Genomic DNA, 21,514 nt, shown 5'->3' on the forward strand with positions numbered 1-21,514 from the left:
AAAACGGGCGCCTGCTGTCAGCGGCGCCCGTTCTTCTTGCTGAAAATATCCTCGCCGGAGGCTCCCCGCCAGCAAACCGCGTCTAGCCCAGCTCTTGCAGCCGTGCCAGCGCCGCGCGCAATGTCTCGGCCTCTTCCTCGCGCAGGGCCAGGTTCTCGCGCGCCTCTACGACCACCTCTTCGGGCGCGGAGGCCACGAATTTGGGGTTGTTCACACGCCCCTTCAGCCCGCCGATCTCCTTGTCGAGCTTGTCCAGCGTCTTCTCCAGCCGCGCCTTTTCGGCGTCGACGTCGATGATATCGGCCAGCGGCAGGCCAAAGATGCCGCCCTCGACTGCAACCGTAGCGCAGCCCTTGGGGAAGGCATCCACATGGTCCAGCCCTTCAACGCGCGCGAGGCGCAGGATCATCGCCTCGTTACGCTCCCAGGCGGCGCGGCCGGCATCATCAAGCGAGGTGGCCAGCAGGGGGATTTTCAAACCCGCAGGCACATGCATCTGCGCGCGCGCGCTGCGCACCGCGTCGATCAGGGAAATCACCCAGTTCATCTCGCGGTCCGCCGCCGCATCCACGGCCTCGGCGCGATAGCTCGGCCAGTCGGCGTGGATCAGCATCTTGTCACGCTTGCCCAGACTGCCCCACAGCTCTTCGGTGACGAAGGGCATGATGGGGTGCAGGAGGATCAGGCACTGGTCGATCACCCAGGCCATCGTCTCCTGCGTCTCGCGCTTGACCGCATCGGTGCCGTCCATCAACAGCGGCTTGGAAAATTCGACATACCAGTCGCAGACCTTGCCCCAGACAAAGACATAGAGCGCATTGGCCGCGTCGTTGAACCGATAGGCCTCCAGCGCGGCATCCACCTCGGCGCGCACCTTGGCGGTCTCGCCGATGATCCACTTGTTGACCGTCTCGTTCGGGGTCGGAAGAGCATCAACAGAATACGCATCGCCCAGATCAGCCGGGGTGGCACCATTCATCTCGGCAAACCGCGCGGCGTTCCAAAGCTTGGTGCCGAAGTTGCGATAGCCCGCGATGCGGCTGGTGCTCAGCTTCAGGTCACGCCCCATCGCCGCCATCGCGGTCAGGGTAAAGCGCACGGCATCCGTGCCGTATTCTTCGATCAGCTCCAGCGGGTCCAGTACATTGCCCAAGGACTTGGACATTTTCTTGCCCTTCTCGTCGCGGACGAGAGCGTGGACATAGACATGGGAAAACGGCTTCTGCCCGACCACGGCATATTGCATCATCATCATCCGGGCGACCCAGAAGAAGATGATGTCGAACCCGGTGATGAGCGTCGATGTCGGGAAGTATCGCTCCAACTCGGGCGTCTTTTCGGGCCAGCCCAGCGTGCCGATGGGCCAGAGGCCGGAGGAGAACCAGGTATCCAGCACATCCGCATCGCGCCAGACGGGGTAGACCAGCTGCGTCGGGTCCTGGCTGGCAACATATTCCGCCAGGCTCTCGGCCAGCCGATGCATCGCCTCCTCGCGGCTCGCCACTTCGACAAGGCGTGCGTGGTTCAGCGGTGTCGGCAGGCCCGCCAGCACATCGGCAAACTTGTCCCCCAGCGCATCGAAATCGGGCGCGGCATGATAGCGGTCGGTGCCGGGCGCCATGGACTGATCCCACAGAAGGCGCTGCATCTCGACCAGATCGAGCGCGCCGTCGCCTTCGTCATCGCGGAACGCCCCGCGTTCCAGGTCGAGCCCGTACCAGACCGGAATCTGGTGCCCCCACCAGAGCTGGCGCGAGATGCACCACGGCTCGATATTCTCTAGCCAGTGGAAATAGACCTTCCGGTCGCTCTCGGGCATGATCGTGACCGCGCCCGAGCGGACAGCATCAATCGCCGGCTGCACGATCTGCGCCGTGTCGACGAACCACTGGTCGGTCAGCATCGGCTCGATCACCACCTTCGAGCGGTCGCCGAAGGGCTGCATGATCTGCTTGGCCTCGACCAGCGGCACCAGCACATCCTCGCGCGCCTCGCCGCCCTCCTCGGGGGCCAGAGGCTTGGTGGCGGCGGACCCCAGACGCGGATCATGCGCCTGCGTCATCACGGCAAGGCCTTCGTCGGTGATCTCTTCGATCACACGCTTGCGCGCCTCGAACCGGTCCAGCCCGCGCAGGTGATCGGGCACGAGGTTGATCGTATCGACCTCGGCCTCGTCCAGCGTCCGCTCGCCGCGCGCCACCTCCATCGCGGTGGCAGCGGCCTCGGCATATGGCGCGCCGTCATCACGCATCTGCGCGCGCGTGTCCATCAGGCGATAGCAGGGGATGCCGCCGCGCTTGGCCACGGCGTAGTCGTTGAAATCATGCGCGCCGGTGATCTTGACCGCGCCCGAGCCGAAATCGGGGTCGGGATATTCGTCTGTGATGATGGGAATGAAACGGCGATGCTCTTTTGGCCCCACCGGGATCTCGCACATCTGGCCGACGATAGATGCATAGCGCGCGTCCGACGGGTGCACCGCGACAGCGCCATCGCCCAGCATCGTCTCGGGGCGCGTCGTCGCGATGGAAATGTAATCGCGCGTCTCGCGGAAGATCACGTTCCCGTCTTCGTCTTTTTCCAGATATTCATAGGTCGCGCCATTCGCGAGCGGATACTTGAAGTGCCACATATGGCCAGCAACATCCACATTCTCGACCTCCAGATCGGAAATCGCCGTTTCGAAATGCGGGTCCCAGTTGACCAGCCGCTTGCCGCGATAAATCAGCCCCTTGTCATACATGTCGACAAAGACCTTGATGACGGCGTCGTGGAAATTGGGGCCGTTGCCCTTGTCCGGATCGCCCGCCGCGCCGCCCATGGTGAAGGCTTCGCGCGACCAGTCGGCAGAGGCACCGAGGCGTTTCAGCTGGCCGATGATCGTGCCGCGCGACTTGACCTTCTGCTGCCAGACGCGCTCGATAAAGGCGTCGCGGCCCATCTGGGCGCGGGTCGGCTCGCCATTGGCGGCCATGTCACGCTCGGTCACCATCTGAGTGGCGATGCCGGCATGGTCCGTGCCCGGCTGCCACAGCGTGTCGAACCCGCGCATGCGGTGCCAGCGGACCAGAATATCCTGCAGCGTGTTGTTGAACGCATGGCCCATATGCAGACTGCCCGTGACGTTGGGCGGCGGGATCATGATGCTGAACGGCTCGGCTCCGGGGGACGCGTTCGCGCCCGCTTTGAAGGCGCCGGATGTCTCCCACGCCTCATAGAGCCGCTGCTCGGCCTCGGCCGCATCGAATGTCTTTTCCATCGCCATGGGAGTGCTCCTTTTCGCCTTGCGCTTGGCTTAGCCAATTCGCCGCCCAAGGGGAAGCCCGGGCTGCGGGCCTGCGCTGAAATCAAGGCTGGCCCCGCGCGGCGCGCTGGCGTTCAATGGCGCGGTGCGGCGACAGGTAGCGACGGAGGCATTGATGCATGAAATGACAGCGGTCCTGCTGGACGGGAAGGGCGGCGCGCGGCATATCGCGGCAGAGGGAGCCGCGACGCAGGATCTGCCCGACGGCGCGTCGATCTGGGTACATGTGCATCAGTCACCGGGCGAGGATGGCGCCTGGCTGAAGGCGCTGGCCGGGGATGACATCATCGCCAGTGCGCTGTTGGCCGAAGAGACGCGCCCGCGCTGCACGCTCTATCAGGGCGGGGTGCTGATGAACCTGCGCGGCGTCAACCTGAACCCTGGCGAGGATCCCGAGGATATGGTCAGCCTCCGCATCTGGGCGGGGCCGCACCGCATCGTCACGCTGACGCGCCGCCCCAGCCAGGCGGTGCTGGACCTGCTCCGGCATTGCGAGCGCGGCACCGGCCCGGCCGCCCCGTCAGAGGTGATCGCGCAGCTGGCCCTCAGGCTGGCCGACCGGGCCGAGCCGGTGGTGGCGGACCTCAATGAGCGCATCGACGATCTGGAGGACCAGGTCGATAGTGGCTCCATCGCGCCGCCCCGGCGCGAACTGGCCGAGATCCGCCGCGTCGCGATTCAGCTGCGGCGCTACATGTTTCCCCAGCGCGACGCGCTGAGCACGCTGGAAATCGAGCCGCTCCCGTGGATCGATGCGTTGCAGCGCAGCGCCCTGCGCGAGGCGACCGAGCGGGTCACGCGCCTTGCCGAAGAGCTGGACGCGATCCGCGACCGCGCGCAGGTGGTGCATGACCATATCAGCGACGCGCGCGCCGAGGCGATGAATCGGCAGATGCTGCTTTTGTCCGTGGTCACCGCCGTCTTTCTGCCGCTGGGCCTGATCACAGGCCTCTTGGGTATCAATGTGGGCGGGATACCGGGCGCGGGGGCGTCCTATGCCTTCTGGATCGTTTGCATTCTGCTGGTCGGTCTGGGCGGTGTCCTGCTGGGCCTCTTTGCGCGCCTCGGATGGCTGACGCGGCGCTAGGCTGCAGCCGCTTCGTCATGGGTATTTTTACCAAGAAAAAGCCGGGGCCGTGCTCGGTGACTTGAGCCGGCAGGGCTGATGCGACATCGTTTGCGGGGGCGGGGACGAAGGAGGCTGTCATGTCGTTGCGCAGGTGGATCCGGCGGTTATACGAAAAACTGCTGCCGGGCGGCCAAGAGCATCTGCGCGCCGGGCGCGAGGGCGGTCATGCGCGGCGGGGCCCGATTGCGCATGTGGTTATTCTGGACGGCACGATGTCCTCGCTGGTGCCCGGGGACGAGAGCAATGCAGGGCGCATCTATCGCATCCTTTCGCGGCGGCGGGGCACGCATCTGAACCTTTATTACGAGGCCGGGCTGCAATGGCAGGACTGGCGCAGCACGCTGGGCGTGATGATGGGGCGCGGAATTCATCGGCAGATCCGGCGCGCCTACGGCCATCTGGCCAGTCGCTACCGGCCCGGCGACACGATCTATCTGATCGGATTTTCGCGCGGGGCTTATGCCGTGCGCTCATTGGCCGGGGCCATCGAAACCGTGGGCCTCTTGCGCCAGGAAGAGGCGATGGAGCGGAACGTGTTGCTGGCCTGGCGTTATTATCGCACGCCGCCCTCGCCAGACGTGCTGCGCGCGCATCGCCGCGCGCGGTGCCATGACGCGGTGCCGATCGAGATGGTCGGCGTCTTTGATACGGTCAAGGCGCTGGGCCTCCGCCTGCCGATCCTCTGGCGCTGGGGGGCGGCCTCTTACGAGTTTCATTCGCATGAACTCGGGGAATCCGTCCGCCACGGGTATCATGCGCTGGCGCTTGACGAAACGCGCGTCGCCTACCGCCCCGTGTTGTGGTGGACGGTCCCCGACACCTGCAAGGATGTGCAGCAGGTGTGGTTTCGCGGCGCGCATGGCGATATCGGTGGGCATCTGATGGGGTTTGAGCCGGCGCGGCCCTTGGCCAATATCCCACTGGTCTGGATGCTGGAGCGGGGCGCGGAGGCGGGGCTGCCGCTACCCGAGGATTGGCGGGACGGCGTGGATTGCGATGTGCGCGCGCCGTCGGTGGGCACATGGCGCGGCTGGGGCTGGCTTTTCCTGCTACGTGCGCGGCGGGAGATCGGCGGGGATCCATCGGAGGCGGTGCATGAAACGGTGCGAAACGACACAGCGCCGCCCATAGGACAGGGCGGCGCTGCGCTGTGACTGCGGCAGACGTCAGGCGACGTCGCGCAATTCGACCTTGGGCGTGACACCTAGGGCGTGGCAGATGTCGCGCGTCAGTTCGGGCTTGTTCAGCGTGTAGAAATGCAGATCCTCCACCCCATGATCCATCAGTTTCGAGCACATCTCGGTGGCATGGGCGATGGCCAGAAGATCGCTGCGGTCGTCCCGCTCGGCGGTGGTGAAGGCGGCGTCCAGCCAGTCGGGAACGGTGGTGCCGCAGGACTGCGCAAAGCGGCGCGCGCCCTGCCAGTTCTCGATCGGAAAGATGCCGGGGATGATCGGCTTGTCGATACCTGCCGCTGCGCAGCGATCGCGAAAGCGCAGGAAGGTGTCCGCGCTGAAGAAGAACTGCGTGATCGCCTCGTCCGCGCCCGCCTCGAACTTGCGCTTGAGATATTCGACATCCGCGCCCGCATCTGCGGCCTCGGGATGGATCTCGGGGTAGGCGCCAACCCGGATGGTGAACTGGCCCCGCTCCTTGAGCGCGCTGATCAGCTCGCAACTGTCCTTGAAGCCATCCTCATGCGGCTTGAAACCGCCGCTGTCCTTGGGGGCATCACCGCGCAGCGCCACGATCTCGCGCACCCCGGCGGCGTGGAATTCATCGGCAATCCCCATCGTCTCATCCTTGGAGGCGTTGACGCAGGTCAGATGTGCCGCGACATTGAGGCCGGTCGCGCCGTGCAGGGTGCTGACCGCCTCGCGCGTCAGCGTGCGGGTGGTGCCGCCGGCGCCATAGGTGACCGAAACAAAGCGCGGCTGCAGCGGGGCCAGCGTGTGCACGGTATCCCAAAGGCGAAACGACGCCTCAAGCGATTTCGGCGGGAAGAACTCGAAGGAGACATTGGGTGCGGTCATGGCTGATTTCCTGTCTAAGGTGTTGAGCCTTTGTCGCAATTAGGCGTAGATTACGCAAATTCATAATATTCACGATCAACATGAGGCGAGCTACAGGATGCATATCGAGTTCCGGCATCTGCGCACGATCCGCGCCATCCATGCCTGCGGCGGGCTGGCCAAGGCGGCGGACCAGCTGAACATCACCCAAAGCGCGCTGAGCCATCAGATCAAGGGGCTGGAGGATCAGGCGGGGGTCGAGCTGTTCGTGCGCCGCTCGCGCCCCATGACGCTGTCCGCGGCGGGGCTACGCCTCCTGCGCGTCGCCAACAAGGTGCTGCCCGAGATCGAGGCGCTGGAGGCCGAGTTTTCCGGCGTGCGCGACGGCAGTTCGGGGCGGCTGCATATCGCGATCGAGTGCCACGCCTGTTTCGAATGGCTTTTCCCGGTGCTGGAGGCGTTTCGCAAAACCTGGCCCGAGGTCGATGTGGATATTCGCCCCGGCCTGGCCTTCGACGCGCTGCCCGCGCTGCAAAAGGAGGAGGTGGACCTGGTGGTCTCTTCGGACCCCGAGGCGCTGCGCGGTATCGGCTTCAAACCGCTTTTCGATTACGAGCCGGTGTTCCTGGCCTCCGCCCTGCACCCGCTGGCGCAAAAGCCCTATGTCGAGGCCGAGGATTTCCGCGGCGAGACGCTGATCACCTACCCGGTGGACCGCTCGCGCCTCGATGTCTTTACCGAGCTTCTGACCCCCGCCAAGGTCGAGCCTGCGGCGATCCGCCAGGTGGAGCTGACGGCGGTCATCCTGCTTCTGGTCGCCAGCAATCGCGGCGTTGCGGTTTTGCCCGACTGGGTTGTGCGCGAGCTGCGCACCAGCACCGATTACGTGGTGCGGCCCATCACCGAAAACGGCCTGACCAAGCGGCTCTATGCGGCGATCCGCGATGATGATGCGGCCAAGCCCTTCATGGCGCATCTTCTGAAACTGGCGCGCGAGATCCCTGTGCGGTTGCAACGGCGGGAAAGCGTGTAGGATTGCTTCAAGTCGATATGACCAAAGCCCACTGACAGCGCCGACGCCCCCCGCCACGCCAGTTCGGATATTGAGCGGGGGCTGACTGTTGTCAGGTCTTGCGGGTCTTCGGATGCAGCGATGAGGCCAGAATGTGATCTGCTTCGTTCAGGACGACGTCGGCGTGATGCACGATTTTCGGATCGAAAGGCACGGCGACCGTCTCATCCTTGTCGGTATAGTCGAGCTGCGATAGAAAATGCTTCATGCAGTTGAGGCGTGCGCGTTTCTTGTCGTTTGATCGGATCACGGTCCAAGGCGCGTCGGCCGTATCGGTGTAGAAGAACATCGCCTCTTTCGCCTCGGTGTAATCGTCCCACTTGCTGAGACTTGCGCGATCGATCGGGGACAATTTCCACCGCTTCAGCGGATCGGTCTCGCGCGCTGCGAAACGGCGTTTCTGTTCCTCCTGAGTTACGGAGAACCAGTATTTGAAGAGCTTGGTGCCGCTCCGCACGAGCATGCGTTCGAATTCCGGCGTTTGACGCATGAATTCCAGATAGTCCTGCGGCGCACAGAAATTCATGACCCGTTCGACACCGGCACGGTTGTACCAAGATCTGTCATACAAGACGATCTCACCGAACGTCGGAAGGTGTTTTATGTACCGTTGAAAGAACCACTGTCCCCGTTCTTCGTCGGTCGGCTTGTTGAGTGCAACGACCCGCGCGGTTCGCGGATTGAGATGCTCGGTGAACCGCTTGATCGTGCCACCCTTGCCGGCGGCATCGCGCCCTTCGAACAGCAGCACGAATTTCTGATCCGTCTCCTGAACCCAATGCTGGACCTTCAGCAACTCGACCTGAAGCGCCGCCTTTTCCTTTTCGTAGTCAGCCCGGCTGATCCGCTCGGCATAGGGGTATTCGCCCTGCTCGAACCCGATGATGGCGTCCTTGCGATCTCTCCGGGTCTCTGATTCTGCTGTAGTCTCGGACTTCGGCATCTTGGCGCTCCTACTTTTGTCTCCAAGTTGCGCCAGATTGCTGTTTTCTGCCTTGATCTGGATCAGAAGTGCTGCCTTTGACATGCGCTGGCCGGAACTTCGCTCACCAAAGCGCGGCCATGCTGACCGTCGGGCACGGCGAGCAAGATCATCGCGGAAGGCCGCCAGACCACTTCACCGCAGGGAATGCGCGCCCCCGCCCCCTTGCCCCCGCCCCCCTTTCACCCCTATACGCGCGACTTGAACCCGAGGATAGGACGACCCCGATGGCACTCAGCGCAAATCTCAACGTGATGATGAAGGCCGCCCGCAAGGCGGGGCGGGCGCTGGCCAAGGATTTTCGCGAGGTCGAGAACCTGCAGGTCAGCATGAAGGGTGCGGGTGATTTTGTCAGCCGCGCGGATATCCAGGCCGAGCAGATCATCAAGTCCGAGCTGATGAACGCGCGTCCCACCTATGGCTGGCTGGCCGAGGAGGGCGGCGAAGAGCCGGGCACCGACCCCACCCGCCGCTGGATCGTCGATCCGCTGGACGGCACCACCAACTTTCTGCACGGCCTTGCGCATTGGGCGGTGTCCATCGCGCTGGAGCATAAGGGGCAGGTGGTCGCGGGCGTGGTCTATGACGCCTCCAAGGACGAGCTTTTCTTTGCCGAAAAGGGCGAGGGCGCGTGGATGAACGAATCGCGCCTGCGCGTATCGGGCCGTGACAAGCTGATCGAGAGCATTTTCGCCACGGGCCTGCCTTTTGGCGGCCGTTCGGACCTGCCGCACACGCTGCAGGATCTGGCGCGGCTTTTGCCCGCCACTGCGGGTGTGCGCCGGTTCGGCGCGGCGTCGCTGGACCTCGCCTATGTCGCCGCTGGCCGATATGACGGCTTTTGGGAGCGTCGTTTGAAGCCGTGGGATATGGCCGCGGGCCTCTTGATTGCCAAGGAGGCGGGCGCGCTGGTCGAGCCGATGACCGAAGGGCGCGAAATTCTGGACGAGGGCGCGGTGATCTGCGCCAACAATGCCATTTTCGGCAAATTCGCCAAGATCATCCGCAACCAGTAAGCGCCTATCGGTCCGCCGGGTGATTGATCCCGTCGATCCAGCCGATCTCGCCCAGATCGCGGGGGTTCACCCCCTCCAGCGTGCCCAGGTTGATCCCGTAACTGTTAGGATCTGACCGGCGGCGGTGATGCGTGTAGATCCCGCAGATCGAGCAGAAATAATGCTGCGCCGTGCCGGTGCCCCAGGTATAGAGCGTCAGCTTGTCCGCGCCGCGCACCACCTCCACCCCGTCGAGAGGCGCGCTGACTGCCGCGGCGCCGCGCCGGGCGCAAAAGCTGCAATCGCAGCGGCGGGCGGTGTTCAGCCCGTCTGTCAAACTCACGCGCAGTTCCACTGCGCCGCAATGGCATGTCGCTTTCATTTTCGCCTCACTTTCGGAATACGCGTGCGGCTATGGGCATAGCGCGCCTCGGGATGGGGTGGGTGGCCGTGGGTGCGCGCCCAGAAGCGTACACCGCCCAGCCGGATCAGAAGCGGCACGGTCAGCAGCGTGCCGATAACGAAGCCGCCCGCATGCGCCCAATAGGCCACGCCGCCCGCGCCCGTAGGCGTCGAGAGGCCGCCAAATATCTGGAAGGCGAACCAGAGGCCCAGCATCAGCCATGCCGGGATGGGCAGGATCCTGAAAATGAAGACGATGATGATGAGGATATCCACCTTGGCCTTTGGGAAAAGCAGAAGGTAGCCGCCCATCACCCCCGCGATGGCGCCCGAGGCGCCCACCATCGGCACCGGCGACATGGGCTCGGACACCAACTGCACCAGCCCGGCGCCGATGCCGCAGGCCAGGTAGAAGCCTAGAAAGGGGGCGTGCCCCATCTCATCCTCCAGGTTATCGCCGAAGATCCACAGGAACAGCATGTTGCCGGCCAGGTGCATCCATCCGCCATGCAGGAACATGGAGCTGACCAGCGTCTCGTAGCTGCCTGCCTGCATCACTTTAGCGGGGATCATCGCCCAGGCCACGTAAAAGCCGTTGAGCGCTTGCGGGTCGTTGAAGAGGGGCCAGTAGCTGAGGAATATGCCGATATTCGCGACCATCAGCGCATAGGTCACATAGGGCGTGCGCCCCGAGGGGTTATGGTCGCGGATCGGGAACATGGGGCCAAATTGGCCCCATGTCCGGGTGTGGTCAAGTCAGCTTGTGCCGCCCAGAAGCGCGGCATTACCGCCCGCCGCGGTGGTATCGACGCAGACGTGACGCTCGTTCAGGACATAGCCCGAATCCGGCAGGCCGGTGATCAGCGGCAGGATCGGCCCGGTCCGCTGGCTGAGCGCCTGCGCATAGGGGCGCGCCGTCTCGGCATCGCCCCAGTAGAGCGCGCCGGAAAAGCCGTCGAGCGATGTCAGCGCCTCGGGCGGGACGGTGCCCGTCGCCTCGACGGCAAGGCCGCCAAGGCCGATCACCGCGCGGGCCTGTGCCTGCGCCGCCTCGCGCCCCGGACCCATGCAAAGCAACGGCTTGCGCGCGTGGCTGGTCAGGCGGTTCGATTCGCCCGTCGGCCCGGGCATCAGCTGATCCTCGCGCGGCGTCATCTCAAGGCCCCTGGCCTTGTCGAGCACGGCCTGAATCTCCTTGGGCTTCATCACGCCTTCCCAATCGTCACCCGCCAAGGGCGCGGGATGCGCGGTAAAGCGCGGCAGGTAATGCGGCCCGCCTGCCTTGGGGCCGGTGCCCGACAGGCCCTCGCCGCCGAAGGGCTGACTGCCCACGATCGCGCCGATCTGGTTGCGGTTGACGTAGATGTTGCCCGCCTGCACCCGCTCGGTCACATATTGCACGCGGTCGTCGATGCGCGTCATCAGGCCGAAGGTCAGGCCATATCCGGTGCCGTTGATCTCGTCGATCACGGTGTCGAGCTCGGTCGCACCGAAGGTCGCCATATGCAGGACGGGGCCGAAAATCTCGCGCTCCAGATCGCCGATCTTGTTCACGCGGATCAGCGTGGGGGCGATGTAGGTGCCCGAATTTGGCGTCTTGAGCTCGTGGATCAGGCGGCCCTCGGCGCGGGCCTGCTGGATATGCTCGGCGATGCCGGCGCGGGCCGTCTCGTCGATGACGGGTCCGCAATCGGTGCTGAGATCCCAAGGCCTGCCGATGTTCAGCGCCTCCATCGCGCCGATCAGCATCTTGGAGAACTCCTCGACGATGTCCTCCTGCACATAGAGGCAGCGCAGGGCCGAGCAGCGCTGGCCCGCCGACTGGAACGCGCTTTCGACGATGGCCGCGACCGCCTGTTCAGGCAGCGCCGTACTGTCGACGATCATCGCATTCATGCCGCCCGTCTCGGCGATCAGCGGCGCGCCGGGGGCGAGGTTCTTGGCCATGGCCGAACGGATCTTCATCGCCGTCGCGGTCGAGCCGGTGAAGGCCACGCCGTCGACGCGGCTGTCAGATGTCAGGGCCGCGCCCACCTCGCCGCCGCCGGGCAGCAGTTGCAGCGCCGCCTTGGGTACGCCCGCCTTGTGCATGAGGCCAACTGCGAAATGCGCGATCAGGGGGGTCTGTTCGGCCGGTTTGGACAACACCGCGTTGCCAGCGGCCAGCGCCGCGGCGATCTGGCCGGTAAAGATGGCCAACGGGAAGTTCCAGGGGCTGATGCAGGTGAAGGTGCCGACCGCGCCGGTATCCGGCGCATTGGCGCCGTAATAGCGCAGGAAATCCACCGCCTCGCGCAATTCGGCCACGGCATCGGGCTGCGACTTGCCGGCCTCGCGGTGCAGGATCGCGAAAATCTCGCCGAAGTTTTCCTCATAGAGATCGGCGACTTTGCCGAGGATCTCGCCGCGCTCGGCGGCTGAGGCATCCCATTTGGCGGCTTTGCTCAGCGCCGTCTCGATATCCTTGGCGCTGGCATGGGCGACTGTGCCGGGGGTGTCCGCCGGATCGGCGGGGTTCTCGACGCGGACGGCCTCCTCGGGCTGGACCTTGTCGGCCAGAAGGGGCGCAGCCTTCCACTCATGGGTAGCAAACGGCGCGCGCGCGGCCTCGATCGCTTCCAGCGTCGGCTGGTGCTTGAGATCGAAGCCCTTGGAATTCACCCGTTCGGGCAGGAAAAGCTCGGGGCCGGTGGCCAGCGGAACGCGCTCCTGCTCGACCATGTGGAACGGGTCGGCGGCGACGATCTCGGGTGCGACCTCCTCATCCACGATCTGGTTGACGAAGCTGGAATTCGCACCGTTCTCCAGAAGGCGGCGGACCAGATAGGCCAGAAGGTCGCGATGCGCGCCGACGGGGGCATAGATGCGGCAGCGGGTGCCGTGCTTTTCCATGACGATCTTGTGCAGCGCCTCGCCCATGCCGTGCAGGCGCTGGAATTCGAACGCCTCGGTATCGGTCGCCATGTCCAGCACGGCGGCAACGGTATGCGCGTTATGCGTGGCGAATTGCGGATAGATGCGATCCGTCATCGACAAGAGCTTGCGCGCGTTCGCGATATAGCTGACATCGGTCGCGGCCTTGGAGGTAAAGACCGGAAAGCCATCGATGCCCTCGACTTGCGCCTGCTTGATCTCGGTATCCCAGTAGGCCCCCTTGACGAGGCGCACCATGATGCGGCGGTCAAGCCGCTGTGCCAAATCGTAAAGGAAATCCAGCACATGGCCCGCACGCTGGCCGTAAGCCTGCACGACGACGCCAAAGCCGTCCCAACCTGCCAGCGCAGGCTCGGCCATCACCGTCTCGATCACATCGAGCGAGAGCGCGAGGCGGTCAGCCTCCTCGGCGTCGATGTTGAGGCCCATACCGGCGGATTTGGCAAGCAGCGCAAGGCTGCGCAGACGCGGCACGAGGATGTCCATCACCTGCTCGCGCTGGGCAACCTCGTAGCGCGGATGCAGCGCCGAAAGCTTGACTGAGATGCCGGGATTCTTGCGGATGTCGTCATGCACGCAGGCCTGCGCGATGGCGCTGATGGCGCGAGAATAGCTGAGGTGATAGCGCGTCGCGTCGCGGTCGGTGCGCGCGGCCTCGCCCAGCATGTCGTAGGAGTAGGTAAAGCCCTTCTTCTCCATCTTGGCGGCGCGTTCCATCGCGTTCTGGATGTTCTCGCCCAGCACGAAGTTACGGCCCATTTCCTTCATCGCGCGGGCGACGGCGGTACGGATCACCGGCTCGCCCATGCGCTTGATCGCGCTGCGCAGATGGCCTACGGGGCCCTTCTTGTCCTCTTTCAGAACCTTGCCGGTGAGCATGAGCGCCCATGTCGAGGCGTTGACCAGCGGCGAGGTGGAGTGCCCCATATGCTTGCCCCAGTCGCTGGGGGCGATCTTGTCCTCGATCAGCGCGTCGATCGTCTCGGCATCGGGCACGCGCAGCAAAGCCTCGGCAAGGCACATCAGCGCGATGCCCTCATCGGTCGAGAGGCCGTATTCGGCCAGAAACACCTCCATCAGGCCGGGATCGGACTGACCGCGAATGTCGCGGACCAAGTCGGCGCCGCGGGCGCAGATGCGGGCGCGGTCCTCGGGGCTGAGGCCCGCCTCGGCCTTTAGCCGTTCAACGGTCGCAGCTTCATTCGCATAGGTCTGCAAATCGATGGCGCGGCGCGATTCAGTATCATACGGCATGAGGACATCCTTTGGAGGCTAGGGCCGAAGGGCGATGGCGAATTGATCTAGCTTAGCATGTAAGGCTAAGGTGTTTTTCCTGTTGACTAGGATTTTACAGGACGATTGCATGTAATTTAGGGCGATGATGATGCAAAGCGAATTGGATAAGTTCGACAAGGCGATCCTTCGGGTCCTGGCAACCGATGGACGCATCAGTATCACCGATCTGGCGCACCGAATCGGTCTGTCGAAATCGCCCACGCAGCAGCGCCTGCGGCGACTGGAAACAGGCGGTGTCATTTCCGGCTACCGTGCGATGATCGACCCCATCCGCCTCGGCCTCGATCATGTCAGCTTTGTGGAGGTGCGCCTGACGGACACGCGCGAGGCCGCGCTGGCCGAGTTCAATGCCGCGGTGCGCCAGATTCCCGAGATCGAGCAGGTGCACTTGATCGCCGGCAATTTCGACTACCTTATGAAGATCCGCACACGCAGCATGAACGATTACCGCCAGATGCTGGCCGACCGAATCTCGACCCTGCCGCATGTCGCTAGCACCAGCACTTATGTCGCCATGCAGGCGGTCAAGGAGAACGCACCGGAGGACGCGCTATGAAACGGATTGCCATCTCGCTTTACCTGCTTGCCGCGCCGCTCGCCGCCGAGACCTGCCCGACCGCGCCCGATCACTCTGCCGCCCTCGCCGAGTTGGTGGCCGAGGCGCAGGGCGCGCCCGACCAGATGGCGGGGATGGCAGTGTCGGAAAGGATGTGGGCGTTTTGGGCCGATGCGCCCGATGCGCGCGCGCAGGAGTTGCTGGATGAGGGGATGGAGCGGCGGCAATCCTATGACTACGACGGCGCCATGACCGCCTTCGAGGCGCTGGTGGCCTATTGCCCGGACTATGCCGAGGGCTACAACCAGCGCGCCTTCATCAAATACCTGCGCGAGGATTACGCCGCAGCGCTGCCGGATCTGGACGCCGCGCTGGCGCGCAGCCCGCGCCATGTGGCGGCCCTGACGGGCAAGGCGCTGACGCTGGTGGCGCTGGGCCGCAAGGGCGAGGCGGCGCTGGCCCTGCGCGCTGCGCTGGACATGAACCCCTGGCTTTCCGAACGTGCCCTCCTGCCGGTGCTGGAGCAGGGCGAAGACGCGCTCTGACGCGGAGCCAAGACGCTTTACACCGCGCCCGATGCGGCTATGGTCCGGCGCGATGCGGGCGTGATGGAATGGTAGACATACCAGACTTAAAATCTGTTGGGGCTTGTCCCCGTGCGGGTTCGAGTCCCGCCGCCCGCACCATTCGTTCCAGGCCTTGCGCTAGTCCTTGTGCCACTTCGCGCGCATGCGGTGCAGCGATGTCCAGACTGCGATCAGGACGACGGGCACCGATATGGCGACAAGCGTCGTGTGCGAGACGGGGACGGGCAGGTTCGACGACACCGATTTCAGCACATAGGACAACAGGCCCACGGCGTAATAGGTGATCGCCACCGCCGACAGCCCCTCGACCGTCTGCGCGATCATGACCTGCTGGCGGTTGCGCGCATCCAGCGACTTCAGCGACGCCTGATTGTCGCGGTTCACCGCCAGATCAATCCGCGTTCGCAAAAGGGACAGGGCCTGCGACAGATCGTCGATCAGGGTCTTCTGGCGAGTCGCGACGCTTTCGATCGTGGCCATGCTGGGGTCCAGCCGCGAGCGGACAAAGCCGTTGAGCGTCTGCAGATCGTCCAGCTTGGCCTCTTCCAGCGAGTCGAGCCGTTGCAGGACAAGATTGTAATAGGCCCGGCTGGCCGCAAAGCGGAACCGGGTCGAGGCGCGTAGGGCGTTGCTGTCCTGCAGCAGCCGCGACAGGCCTTCGAACAGTTTTTCGTCATTTCCGGGTTGGTCCGAGCTCATGCCGTTGACGATGTCGATCAGCCCGCTTTCATAGCGCGCCAGATCCTCTCCGGTCCGCCGGGCCATCGGAAGGCCCAGCAGCGATAGTGTCCGATAGGTCTCCATCTCGATCAACCGCTGCACGCGCCGCCCGACCTCGCCCGGCGATCCGTCCGGTGCGCGCACGTCATAAGTGATGAACCCCGAGGCGTCGGGCGCGAGGGACGAGCGGACCTCCATCCCGCCGCGCATGATGCCCCCGAAAAGGCGGGTCTGCGGTGGCGCCTTGGCCCCGTCGGACGGGGCATTCATCACGACTCGGGTCAGGCTCAGCACCTCGATATTCGGCGTTGCCGCAATCCGGGCCAGCAGATCGGAGCAGACCCCACCTGGCGCGCCTTGCGCACAGACCAGCGTAATCGAGACGAATTCGGTATGCTGCTCAAGTTTCAGCCGGTAGCCGTCTCGCTGGGCCATCCAGTGCCGCGCGCTTTGCTCGTCGGATGCGATGCCGAGGATATCCAGCAGCGCTGCGCGCGCCTCGCGGCCGCAAGTCAGGCCCAGATGGAACACCTCGTCCTGCCCGCCGATGGGGATGGACGGGCGCGCATGCGGCTCGGAGACGATGGTGTCGCGGTCGGCGTGATAGGTCCAGGTCGGCATGCCGGGATCGGATGAAGTCACGATGGTCTGGCCCTTTCCGGCGCGGTCGAAGGCCAATCCGCGCTGTAAAAAAGTGGTCTGGCATGGCCCTGTAGCAAGCTTAGCGGCGCCCGCGCGGGATGCGCAACATGGCCTGACCGCGCACCCCGTCTAGGCTGGCTTTTTCGCATCGGTCGCCATGAGCAGCTGAGGGTCAATGCCGCGTTTTTCCGCGCTGAGGCGCACGGCCTCCTGCAAAGTCTTGCTGCGTTTCAGCAGACGCCGGAACCGCGCCTCGTTCAGCACCAGAAGGGTGGATGGTGCGATGGCGCGCACCTCGGCCACGCGCGCCTTTTGCAGCAACAGGGCCATCTGGCCGAACATCTCGCCCCGCCCCAGCCGCCAGGATTGTCCGGCGGTCTCGAGCTCAACCGCACCCGAAGCGATGAAGAAAACGCCCGTGGCGGTGGAATCCTTGCGGGTAATGATATCGCCTGCATTCGCGTAGCGTGTCTTGAACGCGGCGCCCAGCCTCTTGAGTGCCGCTTCATCGAGATCGGCAAAGAGAGAGAACTGCCGCACCAGCTCGATCCGCTGCAGCGCGATATCTAGGCGCGGACGCTCCTCGGCGGCGGCGCGGCGGGCGGCCAGATCCTCAATCAGCTTTGTATGGACTTCGGCTCCGATCAGACCGTCCTCGCGCATTGCTGTATATTCGCGTTCTTCCAGTCGCAGGGCGGTGCGGCGGATGAAGCGGCGCTCGAGCTCTTCGGCATAGCCGGGATATTGCAGGCGCAGGCCCTCCAGCGCCGTCTCGACCGCCTCGATCCGCCGCGACAGCAATTCCTGAAGCAGATCGGCCAGCCGCCGGCCATGGATGCGCCGGATGCGGCCGTCGATGAATGCGCCCAGATCGCGCAGCACCAGCCGCTGCGACAAAAGCAGCTCGAACCGGTCGGCTGTCATCAGCACAAGGGGGCGCGAGAGACCGAGGCGGCTGTGCAGCCAGACCGCCGCGCGAAACCCGCGCCCATAGGCGACGCTGCGCCGGGCGGCGCGCTGATAGCCACTACGCCCGCCGGTGCGCGCGCCCTCGATCAGCCGGTCCGCGTCGGACAGCACCTTCTCGGCCATCCGGGCGGAAATCGTGCGTTCGCGCACGCGAACCAGGATCGTTTCCCGCTCCTGACCTGCCAGCGCGATCAGACCCAGCGCCACCCTGTCACGGTCAAGGATGTCGATGCTGTCCTCCGCCGATCTGACCGCCCCTTCCAGCCGTTCGCCAAATCGTTTGGCCTCCGAGCGCACGATGTCATGGGTCAGCTCGTAATTCTCGGTGGTGCGGGCCACGTCTTCGCGCACCGTCTGCAGGGCGACGGCGACCACCTGCCGCGACAAGGCCTCATCGACGGGTGACAGGCGGTCCAGACCCAGCCAGCCGATGACCGTGCGCAGCGTGGTGCCCTGCACGATCAGCGTGAAGAGGGTGAAGCCGGTGGCGAGGATGCCGACCACGCGCTTGATCTCGACGGGGATGCGGAAGCTCTCGGTGACGGCCATGGCCAACGCCAGCGTGACCGCGCCGCGCAGCCCGCCCCAGAGGATCGCGACGCGGTAGGGCCGCTCGACCGGGGGCGACAGGCGCAGCAAGGTCAGCGTTGGCAAGAGGCCAAAGAGGATGACCAGCCGCGCCGCGATGGCAGCGAGGATAACGACGCCGATCAGGGCGAAATCGCTGACCCGCACCTCTTCCAGTAGGCGGGGGATTAGCAGCGCGGCAAGAATAAAGATCAGCGCGCCGGCCCAATGGGCAAGGACGCTCCAAAGCTCGCCCAGATTGGCCCATGTCTGTGGCGAGAGCCGCCCCGGCCCGGTCAGGTTCAGCGTCAGGCCCGCCGCGACCACCGCAATGACGCCCGATGCGCCGACCAGTTGCTCGGCGCAGATATAGGCAAGGTAAGGCAGCGCCACGGAAATGGTGATCTGTGCCAGCTCGTAGCGCGCAAAGGCGGACATCATCCAGACCGCGATGCGCGCGGCCAGCCAGCCGACGGCGGCACCGCCCGCGATCAGCATCGGGAATTGTGCCAGCGCATCTGTCAGGGTCGGATCGGGCATGCCCAGCATCACGAACCCCATGAAGAGGCCGAAAAGCGCGATAGCGGCGGCGTCGTTCAGCAGGCTTTCACCCTCGATGATCCGGGCCAGCCTGCGCGGCGCCGAAATCGAGCGGAAGATCGTCACGACAGCCGACGGGTCCGTGGTCGAAACGATGGCGCCAATCAGCAGACAGGCGGCCAGAGGCAGGGCGCTGGCCCAGAAGAGGGCATAGCCCACGGCCACCGTCGCCACGACCACCGCCACCACGGCCAGCATCAGGATGGGCACCCAATCGTCCAGCATCCTCCGCAGGTTCATGCCCAGCGTCGCCTGAAACAGCAGTGTTGGCAGGAAGACGTAGAGGAAGACGTTGGACCGGATCGGCAGACCCAGGATCGCCTCGGCCACGGGGTTCAGCGCGTCGGTCAGTTCGGTTCGCAGGAAAAAGATCGCACCCGCGCCGATGAGGATACCGACGATTGCCAGAATAACGCTGTAGGGCAGGCGCAAACGCGCCGCCAACGGCTCGGCCACGCCGATGACGACGAAAAGCGCAGAAATGATCGTGGTGAGGATAACGATGTCCATAGGCTTGATTTATCACAAGGAACACCGAGCGCACCGGGAAAACACCCTTTGATGGCGCCCGCGCCCTCGCAGGTCCGCCGGAGCGGCGAAAAAACGAGCGAATTGCGGTTGATCAATTGCGCTGGCGGATTTTTAGTTAATCTGGATCGGCGGCGCGCCTGCCGCCGCACGGGAATGAGATGATCGATGGAATACAAAGATTATTACAAGGTTCTGGGCGTCGCGCGGGACGCGCCCCAAGACGAGATCAAGCGCGCCTATCGCAAGCTGGCGCGCAAGTATCACCCCGACATGAATCCCGGCGCGGGCGCCGCCGAGGCCGAGCGCAAGTTCAAAGAGCTTGGCGAGGCCTACGAGGTCCTGCAGGATCCCGAAAAGCGCGCGGCCTATGATCAGCTGGGCGCCAACTGGAAAGAGGGGCAATCCTTCCGCCCGCCGCCCGACTGGGACGAGGGTTTCGAGTTTTCCGGCGGGGGCTATACCGAGGCCGACCCCAGCGGCTTTGGCGATTTCTTCGAAGAGCTGTTCGCGCGGCGGGGACGCCAGTCCGCGGGCCCGCGCTCGGCCCATCAGTTCAACGCGCCGGGGCAGGATCATCACGCCAAGATCGTCATTGATCTGGCCGAGGCCTATTCGGGGGGCACGCGCGATTTCAGTCTGCGCGCGCCCGAACTGGACCCGAGCGGCCATCTGGTGATGCGTGAGCGCACGATCCGGGTCACCATCCCCAAGGGCGTGGCCGAGGGCCAGCATATCCGCATCGCCGGCAAGGGATCGCCGGGGATCGGGCAGGGCAAGGCGGGCGATCTCTACCTGGAGGTGGCGATCCGCGAAGACCCGGCCTACCGCGTCGAGGGCCGCGACGTTTATGTCGAGCTGCCCGTCACCCCGTGGGAGGCGGCGCTGGGCGCGCGGATCAACGCGCCGACGCCCAGTGGCCGGGTCGAGCTGACGGTGCCCAGGCACTGCCAGTCGGGCAAGAAGCTGCGCCTCAAGGGGCGCGGAATTCCGGGCAAGAAGCCGGGCGACCTTTACGCGGTGATCAAGATCGTCATCCCGCCGATCGAAAGCGAGAAGGCGCGCGATCTCTATCAGCAACTGGCCCGCGAGACGGATTACGATCCGCGCGCAAGCATGGGGACGTAAATCATGGCAAACTCACACGATTTGGTGCCGATGAGCGAGGTGGTCGATCAGCTGACGCTGGTGGATCTGTGCCGTATTTGCGGATCGTCGGCGGAATGGGTGGTGGAACTGGTCGAGGAGGGCATCCTTGAACCCGAGGGGCAGGGCAGGCCCACCTGGCGCTTTGAAAGCACCAGCATCACGGTGGTGCGCAAGGTGCAGCGGCTTCAGACCGATTTGCGCCTGAACGTGCCCGGCATCGCCGCCGTGCTGTCGCTGGTGGACGAGAACGCGGCGCTGCGGCGGCGCTTGCAGGTGCTCGAGGCGGTTGGCCAATACGCGATTCCGATGCCTGGGCCGGATGACTGAACGCGCGAGCGTCAATTGACGTCGGTCAATCGGCAGCGCGTGTGCTGGTCTAGCGTGGGCCGGATTTTACCGGGAGAGCCGCCATGACCGCCAAGACGCAAGAGCATCATTCGTCCTATATCAACATCCCCGAAGCCGTGGGTGTCTTCGACAGTTTCGAGACGCTGCAGGCCGCAGTCTATGATCTGCGCATGGCCGGGTTCAGTCGCTACGACCTCAGCCTTCTTGGCGACAAGAAGGCGATGGAGGAAACGCTCGGCTCCTCCTATTGGCGGTCGGAGGATCTGGAGGACAACCCGGACGCACCCCGCGCCGCCTTCGTCTCCGAAGAGGCGATGGGCGAGTTGGAAGGCGCGATTGCGGGCGGCTTCTTTTTTCTCGGCTCCTACATCGCGATGGCGGCCATGCTGACGCCGGTCAGCACGCTGGCCGCCTCGATCGCGGCGATTGCGATCGGCGGCGGGCCTGCCGCAGTGATCGGAACCCTGCTGGCGCGCCGCGCGGACAAGCATCACAAGGATTACTATGCCGACCAGATCCGGCAGGGCGGCATCCTGCTCTGGGTGCGCACCGCCGACAAGGCCAAGGAGGAAGTGGCCGTCAAGATCCTCAAAGGGCATTCGGGCCGCGACGTGCATGTGCATGACTGGAGCGAATGACGCACCCTTCGCACCGAATGCCGAACAGCGAAACGCCCGGCCGCTCGATGCAGCCGGGCGCTTTGTTGCAAATAGCAGCCTTGG

General features: G+C 64.7%; 17 protein-coding genes and 1 tRNA gene. 10 read left to right on the top strand and 8 right to left on the bottom strand.

Features of this window, described 5'->3' with window-relative positions; all coding sequences use genetic code 11:
• Positions 1–82: 82 nt before the first annotated feature.
• Positions 83–3,265 carry a valine--tRNA ligase gene (locus ACEWPL_RS12360; RefSeq protein WP_393929704.1) on the bottom strand — a complete coding sequence of 1,061 codons (3,183 nt, stop codon included), beginning with the start codon at positions 3,263–3,265 and terminating at the stop codon, positions 83–85.
• Positions 3,266–3,419: 154 nt separating this feature from the next.
• Here ACEWPL_RS12360 and ACEWPL_RS12365 point away from each other — a divergent pair, with 154 nt between their 5' ends.
• Complete coding sequence (locus ACEWPL_RS12365) at positions 3,420–4,391, top strand: zinc transporter ZntB (protein WP_393929702.1); 972 nt, start codon at positions 3,420–3,422, stop codon at positions 4,389–4,391.
• 119 nt (positions 4,392–4,510) lie between these two features.
• Positions 4,511–5,587: a DUF2235 domain-containing protein gene (locus ACEWPL_RS12370; protein WP_393929700.1), complete on the top strand. Its 1,077-nt coding sequence runs from the start codon at positions 4,511–4,513 to the stop codon at positions 5,585–5,587.
• Positions 5,588–5,599: 12 nt separating this feature from the next.
• Here the strand turns inward: ACEWPL_RS12370 and metF are convergent, their stop codons facing one another.
• Complete coding sequence (gene metF, locus ACEWPL_RS12375) at positions 5,600–6,466, bottom strand: methylenetetrahydrofolate reductase [NAD(P)H] (RefSeq protein ID WP_393929698.1); 867 nt, start codon at positions 6,464–6,466, stop codon at positions 5,600–5,602.
• 97 nt (positions 6,467–6,563) lie between these two features.
• Here metF and ACEWPL_RS12380 point away from each other — a divergent pair, with 97 nt between their 5' ends.
• A complete protein-coding gene (locus ACEWPL_RS12380; protein WP_393929696.1) occupies positions 6,564–7,478 on the top strand; it encodes a LysR family transcriptional regulator in 915 nt (304 codons plus the stop codon).
• A 91-nt stretch (positions 7,479–7,569) separates the two neighbouring features.
• On the opposite strand, the gene ppk2 is transcribed toward ACEWPL_RS12380, so the two are convergent.
• A complete protein-coding gene (gene ppk2, locus ACEWPL_RS12385; RefSeq protein ID WP_393929694.1) occupies positions 7,570–8,460 on the bottom strand; it encodes a polyphosphate kinase 2 in 891 nt (296 codons plus the stop codon).
• Between the two features lie 266 nt (positions 8,461–8,726).
• On the opposite strand from ppk2, the gene ACEWPL_RS12390 reads away from it, so the two are divergent.
• Positions 8,727–9,515, top strand: coding sequence for an inositol monophosphatase family protein (locus tag ACEWPL_RS12390; RefSeq protein ID WP_393929692.1), 789 nt, complete (start codon positions 8,727–8,729; stop codon positions 9,513–9,515).
• A gap of 4 nt (positions 9,516–9,519) precedes the next feature.
• Here ACEWPL_RS12390 and ACEWPL_RS12395 read toward each other — a convergent pair whose 3' ends face one another.
• The 3 genes from ACEWPL_RS12395 to putA are packed head-to-tail and all read right to left on the bottom strand — an operon-like array spanning position 9,520 to position 14,084.
• The gene (locus ACEWPL_RS12395) at positions 9,520–9,876 is read right to left on the bottom strand and encodes a GFA family protein (RefSeq protein WP_393929690.1); all 357 of its coding nucleotides are present in this window, start codon (positions 9,874–9,876) and stop codon (positions 9,520–9,522) included.
• A complete protein-coding gene (locus ACEWPL_RS12400; RefSeq protein WP_393929688.1) occupies positions 9,873–10,616 on the bottom strand; it encodes a rhomboid family intramembrane serine protease in 744 nt (247 codons plus the stop codon). The genes ACEWPL_RS12395 and ACEWPL_RS12400 overlap by 4 nt, the downstream gene beginning before the upstream one ends.
• Before the next feature lie 36 nt (positions 10,617–10,652).
• Positions 10,653–14,084 carry a bifunctional proline dehydrogenase/L-glutamate gamma-semialdehyde dehydrogenase PutA gene (gene putA / locus ACEWPL_RS12405; protein WP_393929686.1) on the bottom strand — a complete coding sequence of 1,144 codons (3,432 nt, stop codon included), beginning with the start codon at positions 14,082–14,084 and terminating at the stop codon, positions 10,653–10,655.
• A gap of 130 nt (positions 14,085–14,214) precedes the next feature.
• On the opposite strand from putA, the gene ACEWPL_RS12410 reads away from it, so the two are divergent.
• The 3 genes from ACEWPL_RS12410 (at position 14,215) to ACEWPL_RS12420 (ending at position 15,368) form a co-directional block, all read left to right on the top strand.
• Positions 14,215–14,682, top strand: coding sequence for an Lrp/AsnC family transcriptional regulator (locus ACEWPL_RS12410; RefSeq protein ID WP_393929681.1), 468 nt, complete (start codon positions 14,215–14,217; stop codon positions 14,680–14,682).
• Positions 14,679–15,227 carry a tetratricopeptide repeat protein gene (locus tag ACEWPL_RS12415; RefSeq protein WP_393929679.1) on the top strand — a complete coding sequence of 183 codons (549 nt, stop codon included), beginning with the start codon at positions 14,679–14,681 and terminating at the stop codon, positions 15,225–15,227. Before ACEWPL_RS12410 ends, ACEWPL_RS12415 begins: the two co-directional genes overlap by 4 nt.
• Before the next feature lie 54 nt (positions 15,228–15,281).
• Positions 15,282–15,368 (top strand) — tRNA-Leu (locus ACEWPL_RS12420).
• A gap of 18 nt (positions 15,369–15,386) precedes the next feature.
• Here ACEWPL_RS12420 and ACEWPL_RS12425 read toward each other — a convergent pair.
• On the bottom strand, positions 15,387–16,631 hold the full coding sequence (locus ACEWPL_RS12425) for a DUF3422 family protein (RefSeq protein ID WP_393929677.1): 1,245 nt from the start codon (positions 16,629–16,631) through the stop codon (positions 15,387–15,389).
• A gap of 129 nt (positions 16,632–16,760) precedes the next feature.
• Positions 16,761–19,277 carry a cation:proton antiporter gene (locus ACEWPL_RS12430; protein ID WP_393929675.1) on the bottom strand — a complete coding sequence of 839 codons (2,517 nt, stop codon included), beginning with the start codon at positions 19,275–19,277 and terminating at the stop codon, positions 16,761–16,763.
• Positions 19,278–19,463: 186 nt separating this feature from the next.
• Between ACEWPL_RS12430 and ACEWPL_RS12435 the strand changes: the two genes are divergently transcribed.
• The 3 genes from ACEWPL_RS12435 (at position 19,464) to ACEWPL_RS12445 (ending at position 21,430) form a co-directional block, all read left to right on the top strand.
• Positions 19,464–20,423 carry a DnaJ C-terminal domain-containing protein gene (locus ACEWPL_RS12435; RefSeq protein WP_393929673.1) on the top strand — a complete coding sequence of 320 codons (960 nt, stop codon included), beginning with the start codon at positions 19,464–19,466 and terminating at the stop codon, positions 20,421–20,423.
• Between the two features lie 3 nt (positions 20,424–20,426).
• Positions 20,427–20,771: a chaperone modulator CbpM gene (locus ACEWPL_RS12440; protein ID WP_393929671.1), complete on the top strand. Its 345-nt coding sequence runs from the start codon at positions 20,427–20,429 to the stop codon at positions 20,769–20,771.
• 83 nt (positions 20,772–20,854) lie between these two features.
• Positions 20,855–21,430, top strand: coding sequence for a hypothetical protein (locus ACEWPL_RS12445; protein ID WP_393929669.1), 576 nt, complete (start codon positions 20,855–20,857; stop codon positions 21,428–21,430).
• Positions 21,431–21,514 lie beyond the last annotated feature (84 nt).

This window comes from Roseovarius roseus (genome assembly GCF_043355935.2).
Classification (GTDB): domain Bacteria; phylum Pseudomonadota; class Alphaproteobacteria; order Rhodobacterales; family Rhodobacteraceae; genus Roseovarius; species Roseovarius roseus.

What these genes read in the sequence shown, in the direction of transcription:
- ACEWPL_RS12400 (WP_393929688.1), bottom strand. Translation starts at nt 10,616, where the DNA reads ATGTTCCCGATCCGCGACCATAACCCCTCGGGGCGCACGCCCTATGTG.
- ACEWPL_RS12430 (WP_393929675.1), bottom strand. Translation starts at nt 19,277, where the DNA reads ATGGACATCGTTATCCTCACCACGATCATTTCTGCGCTTTTCGTCGTC.
- ACEWPL_RS12365 (WP_393929702.1), top strand. Translation starts at nt 3,420, where the DNA reads ATGCATGAAATGACAGCGGTCCTGCTGGACGGGAAGGGCGGCGCGCGG.
- ACEWPL_RS12440 (WP_393929671.1), top strand. Translation starts at nt 20,427, where the DNA reads ATGGCAAACTCACACGATTTGGTGCCGATGAGCGAGGTGGTCGATCAG.
- metF (WP_393929698.1), bottom strand. Translation starts at nt 6,466, where the DNA reads ATGACCGCACCCAATGTCTCCTTCGAGTTCTTCCCGCCGAAATCGCTT.
- ACEWPL_RS12370 (WP_393929700.1), top strand. Translation starts at nt 4,511, where the DNA reads ATGTCGTTGCGCAGGTGGATCCGGCGGTTATACGAAAAACTGCTGCCG.
- ACEWPL_RS12410 (WP_393929681.1), top strand. Translation starts at nt 14,215, where the DNA reads ATGCAAAGCGAATTGGATAAGTTCGACAAGGCGATCCTTCGGGTCCTG.
- ppk2 (WP_393929694.1), bottom strand. Translation starts at nt 8,460, where the DNA reads ATGCCGAAGTCCGAGACTACAGCAGAATCAGAGACCCGGAGAGATCGC.
- ACEWPL_RS12390 (WP_393929692.1), top strand. Translation starts at nt 8,727, where the DNA reads ATGGCACTCAGCGCAAATCTCAACGTGATGATGAAGGCCGCCCGCAAG.
- ACEWPL_RS12415 (WP_393929679.1), top strand. Translation starts at nt 14,679, where the DNA reads ATGAAACGGATTGCCATCTCGCTTTACCTGCTTGCCGCGCCGCTCGCC.
- putA (WP_393929686.1), bottom strand. Translation starts at nt 14,084, where the DNA reads ATGCCGTATGATACTGAATCGCGCCGCGCCATCGATTTGCAGACCTAT.
- ACEWPL_RS12360 (WP_393929704.1), bottom strand. Translation starts at nt 3,265, where the DNA reads ATGGCGATGGAAAAGACATTCGATGCGGCCGAGGCCGAGCAGCGGCTC.
- ACEWPL_RS12395 (WP_393929690.1), bottom strand. Translation starts at nt 9,876, where the DNA reads ATGAAAGCGACATGCCATTGCGGCGCAGTGGAACTGCGCGTGAGTTTG.
- ACEWPL_RS12445 (WP_393929669.1), top strand. Translation starts at nt 20,855, where the DNA reads ATGACCGCCAAGACGCAAGAGCATCATTCGTCCTATATCAACATCCCC.
- ACEWPL_RS12380 (WP_393929696.1), top strand. Translation starts at nt 6,564, where the DNA reads ATGCATATCGAGTTCCGGCATCTGCGCACGATCCGCGCCATCCATGCC.
- ACEWPL_RS12435 (WP_393929673.1), top strand. Translation starts at nt 19,464, where the DNA reads ATGGAATACAAAGATTATTACAAGGTTCTGGGCGTCGCGCGGGACGCG.